We start from the raw sequence: 13666 nt of genomic DNA, 5'->3' as shown, positions 1-13666 counted from the left end.
TCTTTTTTATAACGCCAACTCACAGTTTTATTACCGGAGTGGTGTATTTGTCACCGTTACGCGTAGTAAGGCTTACATGATACAAACCCGCACTCAACGCCCCCATGTTTACATCGGCAGATACTGCACCGGCAGCCAGCACCTTCGTTAACACCGTTCCTCCTCTTGTATCGTATATACAGATATTACCGCCTGTAACTATGGGAAAGGTTAAATGCACCATACCCCTTACAGGGTTAGGAACTGCCCGCAGCGTAGTATAGTTTAACCCACCTGCGTTATTCATTACAGGTGGCAGCACCGTTACCTTTATTGTATCCTCCCCTGCCGCATGTTTATTATCCACTGCACGGAAAGCAAACCTATACACGCCTTCCTGTAAACCGGCAACGGTAGTAGTTATACTTCCGGGCGAAACGATATACGCACCACCATCGCCTGCTACCTTGTACCAGCGTACAGAATCAATATATCCATCCGCATCAGCGGCATGGGCAGTTAACATTACATAATTAACAGGTAGTGTAACAGTAACGGCAGAATCTGCCGTTACCACCGGCGCATCATTAGCCATCAGCACCTGCACCGTTATCCGCTCTGTAGTTTTCATGCCGGAATTATCGGTAACCGTTACTGCAAACACATAAGTACCATATACCAAACCTGAAACAGTAGTGCTGGCCTGGTTTGCAGCAGAAAAGGAAACACCATCAGGGCCGGATTGCTTTTTCCAGCTATAGCCAACAACCGTTCCATCAGGGTCTGTGGCAGCAGCTGTAAGTACTACACTGGCAATGGGTAATTGTATGGTAATGGAAGATGAATCAAACGTTACAACAGGTGGTAAAGATGCTTTACCAATACTGTCACCGCAGGCTACTATTTTGTCAAACAACATACTCCCATCATCAAAAGCAGTATACGCTGCATTGATATTCGTGTTTAAAGGAGTGGTCACTAATCCATCACATTCCGTTCTCGTACTGGTACCGTCTGTAATGCCTATACATTGCAGATAGGTTCCTGCAGAACAGGTGCCGCCTATTTCAGCGTCACCACCAATTTTTATAGTGCCAGACAAATTAACAGAGCCGGTGGAAAAAGCATTGCCAAACACCTGTGCGTTACCTGACAGATTGTTGTATTGCAAAAACGCTCCTTCACCAACGGTTGCATGATCGGTTATACGGGTATAATACACCGTAGCGGCACCACCTACCACCGCATTACCTGTAACGGCACTATTGCCTCCCAGCACGGCAAAGTCCTTTACCATGGCGTTGTCTGCAACCGTTACATCATCCAGCAGCTCCGCACGCCCTTCTATACGGGCGTTGCCGGTTACCCTTGCCCTGCCCAGCACAAACGCACCAGGGGCCACATAGGCTGTAGGCGCTACGCTGGCAGTGGCAGCCACCCAGCCGCCGCCGTTTGCATGCCTGGCTCCGGTAAGGCCAATAGTATCTGCGCTACGATACCCAGACTCATAACCCTGCGGAACAGCCCCCTGTATCTGAATCTCCCAGGGGTACCGGTATATTTTAGTAAAACCAGGTTCAAATACCGTACGCGGCTGAAAATGCATTTGCGTAGGTGCGCCCATTACCACAAAATAGGTTTCTGCTGTATGGGGTGGCAGTTTGTATAACACCTCGGCAGAGTCTTCTCCATAAAAGTTACTGAATGCAGAAGCCCCTGTGGCAGAATCTACGGTAACAAACGCATAGCGCCAGCCCGAAGAAGCATTCACATCCTTATGCCCTTTAAATTTAAGATATACATACGCCTGATTACAACCACTCTCCTGCTGCGGATACAGGCGAACAATATTAAAACCATATTGCTGAGGCGCCAGGTGATCCGGAACCGCAAAATGCCCTTCTGCAACAGAATCGAGCAATACAGTTTTCCTGAACTTCCAAACCCTGTCCAGCGATTGTTCGGCATGCATCAGCTCCTGCTTATTGCTGAAATCCCATTTCACACTATTAACCGCATAATGCATCATATAGCTGTTGAAAGCGGCCATATCCATGCCCAGCAAACGCCTGGCAGTTTCCAGGGGCGTTTCTGCTGCGTTGGCATTGGCTTCGCGCCACAGGCGCGAAACAAAATCAATTCCATAATCATCTTTAAACTGCTGCAGAAAATAAAACTGCGAGTAATGCTTACGGCCCGATCCTAAAAAGTAGCTGGACAGGTTGATGGCTCTGGGTAAATCGGTTGCCGTGGCAAACGTAGGGTACCTTTGCATAGCCATAAAATTGGCATGCGTTTCCCAGAAATAGCCAGAGTTGGTATTGGTATAACTATGTCCGGGGTACATAACCGTAATCATAGACTGAATGGCATGGGTAAACTCATGCGTAACCGTCCAGGCATTCTGTGCAAACACACCGGGGTCTACCCACATGGCCGGAGCCTTGCCTTCGTAGTTACCCCCATAGGCCCATCCGGTATGCAACCCATCCCGCCAGGTGTTGTTCATCACCACCATCACTTTATGCTTAGCCCACTGGCCAGAGTCGGGAATAATCTTCATAGAGTCCATAAAAAAAGCATACACCGCTTCCATAGAATCCAGTATCCGTTGCGGATCAAAACGTAAAGCGGGCGTGGCCGCCTGTTGCGGATCATTACCGGCCAGCGGCCCCCAGAACACCACGCAATTGGCAGACTGCCTCATGCGATTCGTTGAATCCCATGGTATGTTGTTGGAGGTTACTTTCCATTCGTTGGGTATGTAAATGGTTTTTGCTGCGGGGGTAGCAGAGCCAACGGGCTTACCGTAAAACTGAAGTTGTGTAAAGGTGATAAACGTTTTGGCGTTCAGAATACGAACATACCGGAAGCTATCTGTATTGTTTACGGTAAACTCCTGCCAGTAACTGTTAGCTACCGTTCCTATAACCGCCAGTTGCACCGGATGCGTAAACAATGAATCATGCGATGCCTCCAGCTTAGCGCCTTCCAGATACTGATACATCCAGGTGCTCCAGGTAGTATCGCCGTTGGCCACCGCGTACTCCTGTCTGGGCAGCACCCGTATTTTTGTAATAACAGCAGCATTTTCCAGCGCCACGGCTATCCAGGGCATATGACTCGCATCATTGGTATTGTAATCTACCTGATTGCCCATATTGGTTAAACCATTAAAGGCAAAGCCGGGCTGGGCATCTCCCCAGCCATCTCCTTTGCCGGCCATGCTGCCATACCCTATTCCCTTTAACAACTCCTGCGCTGCTGCCTGGGCTAATATCAGCATACACAGGCATCCTATAAACAAAGCTTTCTTCATTACCTGTGTGTAAGATTTTTAAGGTATACGGTTACGTAATAAGTGCCACTGGTAATACCATACGTTAAGGATGTCATGCTTTTTACCGGGTTGGCCTCGGTGCTGTTTAAAATCTGGTAATCCAAACGGCAGCTACCTCCGCCATCAGTAAACGTTCCTCCATTCTCCAGCTTCACCGTAGCATAATAAGGAAACGGCAATCCGGAATAAGGCAGTTGCTGCACCAGCGTACTATCGGTAGCTATTTCCGGATAGTAGGGCGCCCAGTTGTTCAGGTGCGGTACGGTGCCGCCCCACGGCTTCACCTCTCCCTGCTTAGGATTAAACACTTTTCCGTTTTTATCTACAAACTTATATACAATAGCAGCCTGCGCTGTGCCGCTTACATACTGTACTTCTATAGCAGAATTGACATCATTATCCCAGGTAGTTACCGGTGCTGTTTTGCCTGCATCCCACAGTTGTACACGGCGGTAATTAATCTTATAGGGATCAGAAATAGGCGTGATATTGATCTGGCAGGCGTTCTTCAGAAATTTTTCTCCGTTAATGTTGCTCACTACCAGGTCCATATTATAAGAACCCGCAGGTACATAGGTGGTGGCAGCAGTAAACTGTAAACGTCCACCAATTTCTGCTATGTTAAAAGGCCTTACCAGACTATCGTTCAGCTTGGCGTTAAACAACGCCAGGGTTGAGTCGGTATAATTAAGTGTGCCTTTAAAAGTTTTAATAGATCTGGGAGTTCTGAGTATGCTGTCTGCATTGTTGCCATGCGCATCGCGCAGGGCAGCCAGTTCCACATGCAGGGGCGCAGAGGAACCATTCAGCACCAGCGAACCGGAAACGGTGGTAACACCCTGTTGCACTTCAAAAGGGTTTACCTGATAAAAAATATTGTCGCTCAGATATCCGTGTACTCTTTTCTCACATGCCAGGCCTGTTACAAGAATCAGGCATATCCCAGCTATGTATTTTATAGTATGCTTATACATATTGCAGCTGTTTTAAATTTTACCTGTTACGCAGGGTTATACCATGGTAACATGAATAGTAATAATAACCGTCAAAACTTTTCCATCAGGTTTTGAATACGCTATGGCCTGCTTCAGCACATACTTATCGCCCACTTTCGCGTGACCGGGATATTGTCCCACATTCAGTACATAAGTGGCTGGTACATATTCCGCAAACAGATAAGCGTTATCTCCCCAGCCGGTTACTTTACCCGTAGCATCAAACCAGAAACCGGGCGCATTGGCAGTATAACCGCTGTTAAGGGAACCATCCGGCTCTACGGCATAATACTTCCAGGCGGCATTGCCCGAAGCAATCATGTCGCTGATGGTAGCAGCGTCCACGCCCAGAAAGCCCGCTACCTTAGCAGACTCTACCTGTACAGGGGCGGAAGTATAATCCGTGTTGCTCTGCGGCACATTTACATCGTAGCTTAATTCCAGCTCTGTAGGTACAACATTGCCAATCAGGTTTAATGGGGCATTATTGGCCAGTACGTTCAGGTTAGTACCACTGGCGGTTTTAATACCGGTTGTCTGGCACCGGAGTATCGCATCTGTTTCATCATTGGCGGGTGCGCCTGTGCTGCCATCCAATACACCATTTATTTTTACATATTGCAATACATAGTAAGTAAGCGTAGTGCTGGCCACCGGGTATGACAAGGCTATTTTAGAAATGCCTGCTGTTGTACCTGCCCAGCTGTCGTAGGTTTTAACGCTGGTAGCTGCATTGTCCAGCGTTAAAGAAGCCTGTGCAAACAGGTACTGCGTAATAAACTTCGAATTTATTTTTGTATACAGGTCGTCCAGCGTGGCAATATTATTCACATTCATCAGCCTGCGGATGGCATAGTCCGTTGGGGCAAAAAAAGTTCCGGCCTTATTCACCGAATCTTTCAGACCCAGATGATCTACCACCAGCAGCAGGGTATCAAAGTAATGCAGGCTGTTTGCAGCCAGGTAGTCGTAAGTACTGAGTGATGTATTGGTTTGTGCCAGCCCGCCATCGGTGCGGTAATCGTCTTTTTTGCACGAAGCCAGGCACAGCATGCCTGCCAGTACCATTACCTGTAAACGCATGCTGCCCAATATGTTTATACGTATTTTCATTGCAGTAAATTATAGGTTCATAATTGCATTAGCGGGTAAGCAGTTGCTGCCAGTAAGGCGTTTGTCTTAACCCGGCGTTGGTTATCATTAAAGAAGGATCTACCGGCCAGTAATATTTCCCTTTCAGAAATTCGGCATGTGTAATAAATAAAAATTTACTCACCCCGGTAAGGCGTTCATTACGCACCAGATCGTAATACCTGCTTCCTTCCAGAAACAACTCGCGGCCACGCTCTGCGGTTACAGAATCAATCAGCGCCGCTCTTCCGGCAATATCAGACACCTGTAGTTCTTTTATTCCCGCACGGTTTCTTACCGTATTCAAATCGGCTATTACCCCGCCATAATCAGGTGCCGGAGCAGCCGCTTTGGCTTCTGCACGCAGCAGATACACATCGGCCAGCCTGAATACCGGAATATTGTTTTTCTGCAGGTAATAAGTAACATTGTTAGCAGCCACAGGTGTTATGTCGGAATACTTTTTACAGAAGTAAAACCGGTTTGATCCGGAGTTGATATACGTAAACCCATTAACATACCGCTTGTCTGTAGTATCCGAAAACAACTGATTCAGCACATTGATGTTTACCTGCCATCTGGGTGTGGTAACGGTAGGTATAAAAGGCGCTGCCAGCGTATGAAACGCAATACTGGCCTCACTGGTTGCAGTGATCGATTCTGTAGACAGGTTCTGCGCTATTTCAAAAATTCCTTCGGCAGACTGGCCGCTATAAATGCTGTGATAAGCTGCACCGTTGACCAGCGAATACCCTCCCTGTTGAATAACCGAGTCGCAGGCCATGCGGCAGCTGTCGTAAGCCCCTTTCCAGGCGTAAATATGTGCCAGCAACGTAAAAGCCGCACCTTTATCTGCGCGCACCACCCGGTCGCCAGAAGCTGCATCTTTATAATCCAGCCATTTGCGCGCAAAATTAAGATCGCTGATAGCGCATTGCAACACCTGTTCCTGTGCCACACGCGGGTCGCTGGTAATACCGGAAATATCCCGTTGGTAAGCGGTATCTAACGGCACATCGCCCCATACACGCGCCATATAGAAGTAATTAAAAGCCCGGCAAAATCTGGCTTCTGCCAGGTATTTATTGCGCCTGGCCTGCTGCTCATCCACATCATTACCGGCAAAGGACCCGTTGGGCATCCGGTTCAGAAAATAAATGCAGCGGTTGCTTTGCTGTACAGAAGCATAGAAGGGTGTCCACACCCGCAGCTTCAGTTTTACATCGTGTATATCACCGGATGAAACGGAAATAGCCCAGTTCATCAGATAGATATTTTTCAGGTTTCCATCTGCCACATCGGCCCAGTAATCGGTAGGCAAATCGCCATAGGTATAAAAAGAACAGGCTGAATTAAAAGCCGATCTTATTAAGGAATAGCAGCCCGCCACCTGTGCATTGGCATCGTCTTCTGTTTTCCACGAAGTGTCATCCGTAACCACACTTACAGGGTCCTGATCTAAAAACTTCTTGCATGCCGGGCAGCACATCAGTATCAGCAGCAGATAACAGGTTATATATCTTGATTTCATGATCGTTTAGTTTTGTAAGGTTCAAACAGGCTTTAGAAATTGATATCCACCCCTATGGTTGTTTTCATACTGCTGGGGTAAGTTGAATTACTCGAGCCCGTGGTATAATCAAACAAAGTAGGATCTACCAATGCCTCAGACTGTTTGAATGTATGCACGTTGTTAAGAGTGGCATATACCCGGAGGCCTTTAAAATTGAGGCGGTTCAGCATCCGTTGAGGCAGGGTATACGCAAGTACTATCTGCTGAATTCTGATATAACCGCCTTTGTTCAGAAAGTAATCACGCGCCACATTCCAGGGGTCCTGCGCAGCGGTTCCTGTACCATATACCAACCGCGGATAGGTGGTTTGCTGTCCACTGGCCGCCCAGAACTGATTTAAAATGGAACTGTATACACCAGCGGGACCAGCTACCTCGCCCCATGCCTGATAGCGGCTGCCATTCAATGCATCAGATAAAGTACCGTTGATTAAATAATTGCCAAAAGAATAGTTGGCAAACACCGAAAGGCTGAAGGCTTTATAACTGAAATAATTGGAAAAACCACCGGTAACAGTGGGCATGGCCGATTTGCCTGTATTTACTTTATCATCCAGGTTAATATTGTAATCACCATTCTGATCTATTATTTTGCTGTCACCTGCATTTGTGGTGGCACCGAAATAAGTAATCTTTTTACCCGTAATAGGGTCTGTAGGCACATCTGCATCTGTAGCGTATACACCATCTGTTATATAATCGCGGTAGGTAAAAAGCGGCTCGCCCATAGAAAGTGTTTTCTGCCACCACGATTCTCCAAACAGCATGTCTTTATTACCATTCGGCAGTTTAGTTATCCAGCCTTTATTAAAGGCAATATTGAAGTTGGTATTCCACTGAAAAGCTGAGCGGGGGCCCATATTGGTGGTATTTACAGTAACCTCCAGACCTCTGTTGGTAAGGTCGGCATAGTTACCGGAATAGTAGGCATACCCGGTGGTAGAACCGGCCGGTATCATCCACAGGTATTTATCTTTCGAACTTTTCTGATACCAGTCTACCACAAAGTTTACCCTGTTGTTAAACATAGACCAGTCAAATCCCAGATCGGCCTGGGGGTAACGTTCCCAGCGCACATCGATGCCCGACTTGGTAGAATTGCTGTAAAAACCATTGTAAAACGGAAACGGGGTAACAACAGTAGTGCCGTTATAACCAATGGGGGTTCCGGTTAAATAAGGGTTGGCAGAAGGGCCGCCCACTGCACCTGTTGTAGCGCCCAGAAAACTGGCGTCTGCAAACAACTGCTGATACTTACCATACCACGATCCGGGATCCTGACCGGTAACACCGTAGCTGCCGCGTATTTTGAATGAGTTTATTACTTTTTTCAGCGGCTCAAAAAAGTGTTCATCAGCTATATTCCATCCGCCCGATACCGCATAAAAAGTACCCCAGCGGTTATCAGCGCTATAAATAGAACTGGCATCTCTTCTCAGCGATCCGGAGAGCATGTATTTGCCCTTGTAATCATAATCAAAGCGGCCGTAGTAAGATTGGGTGGTTTTGGTTTGTACGCTGGAAGCCACATTCAGATTAGCCCCTGCCGGCACGGTTTGCACGGTATATACACCCGATACACTGATACCGGCTGCTGAGGCAGAGTTGTAATATTGCTTAGCCTGATAGGCAGAAAACCCGCCCACAAGTGAAAGGGTATGATCGCCCAGGCGTTTCAGGTAAGTGGCAAAAGTTTCCCAGGTCCAGTTAGGGTTAGAAGCATTGATATCATAAGCCACATTCTGAATACCATTCAATTCCTTCGGCGAAAAATAAGCATACTTATCTATCACGTTCTGCATGCCATAAGTAGTAGTCACCGACAAGTCTTTGGTAAGCGTATCTGTTAACCGCAAACTGGTATTGTATAAAAACAGATTGTTGTCATCAAAACGGTTAGATTTTCCGGAATACAAATCCACCTGCGATTGAGATAAGCGGGCCAGAGAAGTAGGAAAATTACCGGAAACAAACAGGTAAGGGTTACCGCTAACACCCGCACCATGATTCCGCTTTTCCTTCGACATCTGCAGCGAAAGGCCAACCGATAACTTAGGCACGGGATTCAGCTGCAGATTCAGATTGGGGGCAATGCGGTCAATTCCATACCCCCTTACTGCTCCCTGTTCGTTATAGTGGCTGACGCCGAAGCGATAACTGTTTCTGTTATCAAAAGCCCCTGCCACCGCCAGATCCTGGTTATTCAAAAAAGTGGCGTTTCTTATCAGCATGCCCTGCCAGTTGACATTATTATTAAAAGCAGGGTTCAGGCTATCGGTTAACTGCACGGGAATATTACCGTTGGCAATATCTTCATAAGGTAACTGACCATTTAACTGTTGCAGTTTCAGCAGCCGCTCTGCGTTACCGGTAATTACCTTCATCAGCCTGGGTGCTGTAACCATACCACCGTAGGCATTTAAGGTAACCCTGGGGCGTTTGGCGCCTACACGGCGGGTTTTTACAATAATTACCCCATTGCCCCCTCTGGCACCATAAATAGCCGCCGCAGAGGCATCTTTTAATACATCTATCGATTCTATTTCGTTAGGGTTGATCAAACTCAGTGGGTTAGATAAGGCGTAGGCACCCTGCATGTTATTCTGATCCAGAATAACACCATCTATCACATACAGGGGCTGGGTATTACCGCCATTAAAGTTGCCATAATCTACGTTGGTAGAACCCCGTATTACAATATTGGTTTTGGCGCCTGGTTCACCCGAGCTGCTCTGCACACTAACGGCGGCTATACGCCCCTCCAGCATGGCATCAAAACTTACGGCTGGGGTATTCCGGATCACATCGCCATTGAGGGAGGACACAGCACCGGTTACTTTTTTCCGGGATTGGGTTCCATACCCTACAATTACCACATCATCCAGTGCTGAGGCTGTTTGTATCAGCACTATTTTGCTGATGCTACCTATAGGCACTTCCAGCAATTTATACCCCACGTAGTTTACCCGTATGCGCTTTAACGGGCCAGATACTTCTACCGTAAAGTTTCCGTCTTTGTCAGTTTGCCCCAGGGGCTTACCGTTATCGTCCTGTATGGTGGCGCCTGACACAGGTGCCCCATTCGCTTCCTGAACATGCCCCGATAATTTCTTTTTTTCCTGGGCCCGGATGGTAAGAATGGAAAAGACAAGGCACAATGATAGCATGCACATTTTCATCACGCCTGTAAAAGGGAATGACCTCTGCATAAACAGTTCTGTTTGGTTTAATTGAATAATCGTTGCAGCAATCGCACAAAGAGGCACCATACCAGGTGCCTCTCAGGTAAAACTATTCATAACCAAACAACATGCAGCCCTGTTATTTAACCTATGTTAACTATAAATTAACAGAAAGCAAAAAGCCCCTTATGGGGCTATGCTGTTACAAAGCTGTAATGGTTTGTAGTAATGCGGATAATGCTGCGGGCTGCGTTATCATGGCATCATGCCCCGTAGGCAATTCATAATACGTCCAGCGTTTACTTTCTCTTGCTTTACGCGCAAATACCTCCAGCTGCGGCATCTCCGGGTTGGTACACGCAATAAAAAACAAGGGTAGCTGATTGCCAAAAGCATGTTGTAAAGCAAGCGGCTGTGCAAAGCTGCGGAAGGGTTGTGGCGTAAGCCTTTCATTTACCCAACTGGCTTTTGCAGTATCAGTTACGCCAAATGAACTGGCAGGCCATACAGGTACCGTTAAGCCATTACTGGCCTGGGAAGATTTGCGCACCGCCTGCTGTATAGCCACTGGTTGTATAGAAAGCGCGCTTTGCCCGCTTTCGGCCAGCAATGCATCCAGGTATACCAGCTTAGCAAGCCTGTCGGGTATTCTGTCTGCCACACCGGTAATAACAATACCCCCGTAGCTATGCCCTACTAATACCACCTTACGCAGGTCCTGCATCTTAATAAAGCTTACAATATCCTCTATATGTGTATTCAGGTTTACATTGGTATCCAGTGTGTTTGCATGCTCGCCCAGGCCAGCTAAGGTGGGCGTATACACTACGGCTCCTTCTGCAGTTAACGCAGCCTCTACCTCCTTCCAGCACCATCCACCATGCCACGCGCCATGTACCAGCACATATACCGGTTGCGCACTTACCTTTTGCGCATCAGCAGCACCACCCACTGCTATAAACAGCAGCAGACAAACAAAAATCTTCATTCTCATTTTCTATTCTAATTTTACTCAAAAGTAGCAGGGGTGCTGTTGGCAATCAATAACTCACCCCAAAGTGAGCCGTTAATCTGAGGTATGAGTACAAAAATAAAAGAACATTCATCCAATGCACATAACCTGCGGGTACTGGCAGATCATTGTCAGGTAAACGAGGTATTAAAAAGCATCGGCCCCAGATGGAAGATGCAGATACTGTTTTGCATTTCAAAAGAAGTGTACCAGTTCAGCAGGTTAAAAAAAGTATTCCCTTCTATCTCCGATCAGATATTGGGAAAACGTTTGTGTGAACTGGTTAAAGAAAATCTTACCGTGAAGAATGAGATACCCGATACAGTACCACTGCAATACAAATACGAGGTTACTGCTAAAGGAATGGCCTTGCTGGAAATTGTTCAGCAACTGCATTTATGGGGATTGAAAGACTGGAATATAAACAGATAAAAAATGCGCAGCGTAATTGCTTAACCGTTACGCTGCACACCCTCTATTAACGGCTGCCCGTTGCATTGGTAATAATGATGGCGCCATCCGGCTGCATCACCACATTGATTTCTCCTTTCTTATTCAGACTTACCTGCTGTAATTGCGACTCACGGTTTTCTTTATCAGCATACTGCACCAGGTTTTTACCGGCCAGCATGGGCAGAGACAGGGTTAGTTTCTTAGCCTGCTTTTCTGCATTAATACCGGTAACATACCAGTTGTCTTTAGAACGTCTTGCCAATACGCAGTATTTGCCAGGATAACCATCTATAAACACCGTTTCATCCCATACCGTAGGCACGTCTTTTAAAAAGTTGATTACATACTCCGGAAACTCCTTCAGGTTGTTAGGCGTAACCCCAAAGTTTTGTATGGGCGATTGAAACAGCACTGCTGTAGCCAGCTGGAAAATATCGGTTGTTTTACGGATGCGTCCGCCATCGTTCTTTTTGTTGTGGCGCTTGTTCAGCAGCACCGGACCAAAATCCATAGAGGCTACGCTGTTACGGATAAATGGATGCAGTGCAGCGTTATAGGCCTCTTTATCGTTTGCCTGTTGTGTAAAAATCAGGTTTTCAGAAGCCAGTACTGCTTCACTGGCCACAAAGTTGGGATACATGCGCTCCCAGCCTCTTGGCAAGGTACAGCCATGAAAAATTACCGCCAGGCCATAGCCGTTGGCATCACTGAGTATATCTTCATACAGCTTCATGGTTTCCTGCTTATCACCGGCAAAGAAATCCACTTTAATACCTTTAATGCCAAGGCTCTTCATCCACGCCATTTCTTTCTTCCTTTCAAAGGAAGTGTTCATTTTGTTTTTGGGGCCTTGTGGTGCATCATTCCAGTATCCGTTTGAATTATACCATAAACAGATGCCTACATTCTTCGATTGGGCATAAGCCACCAGGTCTTTTATTTTATCGTGGCCAATACGCGTATCCCACCAGTTGTCTACCAGCACAAATTCATACCCCAGTGCTGCAGACAGGTCTACAAAGGTTTTCTGGTCTTCGTAGTTAATACTTTCATCCTGCCATTCCAGCCAGCTCCAGGTGGCCCTGCCGAATGAATATTCCTTAGAAGGCTCATACAATGGCTTCACTACATCAAAAGGCACGGTAGTTTCTACAATAGGCTTCAGATTTTCGCCTACTGTAATGGTACGCCAGGGCGTTTCACCAGGCAAGGCAATACCCGGCTTTGCACTGCCGAGGCCATTGTTTTCTCCCGGCTCGGGAAAAGCAATGGTGTATAAACCGTCCGAAGTACCCTCACTTAATTTAGAACCGCAGTACAGGCTGCTTACACCGGTTTCTGATACCAGTGCCCAGCCATTGTCGCCTACATGAAACAGACCCGGAAAAGTATAGCCTACTTTGTATTTGGAAGGGGTGCCTATGGGTTCATCAGGCGCGTATTCTTCTTCGTAACTGGGCTTGGTTTGTTTCCAGCCAATCAGCGGTGTAGCCTGTGGCGTTAAAAAAGTGGTAGTAAACCTGGGAAAATCAAAACCCGTTTGTTCTTTCTCAATTACACAACGGGCAGTTTCACCTACCTGAGGCAGACTGTACCGGAACGCGATATCGTTGTTGCTCACCCGAAAGGTAATATCCAGCTTCTGTTTGCCAGGCGTTTCGTACGTCAATACCAGTTCATTGGCATGGTAACTCACCTGACTTTTCTTAATACGGTTGGCCGTGTATTGCTCCTGAATTACAGCAGTCTTTTGACCGGTAAGCTTTAAACTTTTGCTAAAATCGCTGATGTTGGTTGTTAAACCCAGGGGCGACTGCTCCAGAATTGCTTTTCCTTTGTAACTCACTTCATACAGTACACTTCCCGCCTCATTCTGAAACACAGCTACCTGAAGTTTACTGTCCGGACTACTGATAAGGGCTTTGGAAGATGGCAATTGCGCGTAAACCGCCTGTGCGGTAAGGGCAAGCATCGAAAAGAAAACTACTTTTTTCATGTGGG

Annotated in this window: 8 protein-coding genes; 1 reads left to right on the top strand and 7 read right to left on the bottom strand. The window is 46.9% G+C overall.

The features are described 5' to 3' along the window. Positions 1-19: 19 nt before the first annotated feature. From IEY13_RS03345 to IEY13_RS03320, 6 genes are all read right to left on the bottom strand, one after another. Positions 20-3298, bottom strand: coding sequence for a DUF6055 domain-containing protein (locus IEY13_RS03345; RefSeq protein ID WP_188950535.1), 3279 nt, complete (start codon positions 3296-3298; stop codon positions 20-22). Next, complete coding sequence (locus tag IEY13_RS03340) at positions 3298-4293, bottom strand: hypothetical protein (RefSeq protein ID WP_188950534.1); 996 nt, start codon at positions 4291-4293, stop codon at positions 3298-3300. Before IEY13_RS03340 ends, IEY13_RS03345 begins: the two co-directional genes overlap by 1 nt. A gap of 36 nt (positions 4294-4329) precedes the next feature. Continuing rightward, positions 4330-5427: a DUF4859 domain-containing protein gene (locus IEY13_RS03335; protein ID WP_188950533.1), complete on the bottom strand. Its 1098-nt coding sequence runs from the start codon at positions 5425-5427 to the stop codon at positions 4330-4332. Between the two features lie 28 nt (positions 5428-5455). After that, a complete protein-coding gene (locus tag IEY13_RS03330; protein ID WP_188950532.1) occupies positions 5456-6976 on the bottom strand; it encodes a RagB/SusD family nutrient uptake outer membrane protein in 1521 nt (506 codons plus the stop codon). A 32-nt stretch (positions 6977-7008) separates the two neighbouring features. Next, positions 7009-10227 (bottom strand): SusC/RagA family TonB-linked outer membrane protein, encoded by a 3219-nt coding sequence (locus IEY13_RS03325; protein ID WP_229687701.1) that lies wholly within the window; start codon positions 10225-10227, stop codon positions 7009-7011. Positions 10228-10402: 175 nt separating this feature from the next. Continuing rightward, complete coding sequence (locus tag IEY13_RS03320; RefSeq protein WP_188950531.1) at positions 10403-11194, bottom strand: alpha/beta fold hydrolase; 792 nt, start codon at positions 11192-11194, stop codon at positions 10403-10405. Between the two features lie 84 nt (positions 11195-11278). Here IEY13_RS03320 and IEY13_RS03315 point away from each other — a divergent pair, with 84 nt between their 5' ends. Continuing rightward, a complete protein-coding gene (locus IEY13_RS03315; protein WP_188950530.1) occupies positions 11279-11644 on the top strand; it encodes a winged helix-turn-helix transcriptional regulator in 366 nt (121 codons plus the stop codon). A gap of 46 nt (positions 11645-11690) precedes the next feature. Here IEY13_RS03315 and IEY13_RS03310 read toward each other — a convergent pair whose 3' ends face one another. Beyond that, positions 11691-13661: a glycoside hydrolase family 97 protein gene (locus IEY13_RS03310; protein WP_188950529.1), complete on the bottom strand. Its 1971-nt coding sequence runs from the start codon at positions 13659-13661 to the stop codon at positions 11691-11693. Positions 13662-13666 lie beyond the last annotated feature (5 nt).

The sequence above is a fragment of the Filimonas zeae genome (assembly GCF_014641615.1).
GTDB lineage: Bacteria > Bacteroidota > Bacteroidia > Chitinophagales > Chitinophagaceae > Filimonas > Filimonas zeae.
The sequence above is the reverse complement of the archived record's forward strand: the minus strand, read 5'-3'. Positions and strand labels throughout refer to the sequence as shown.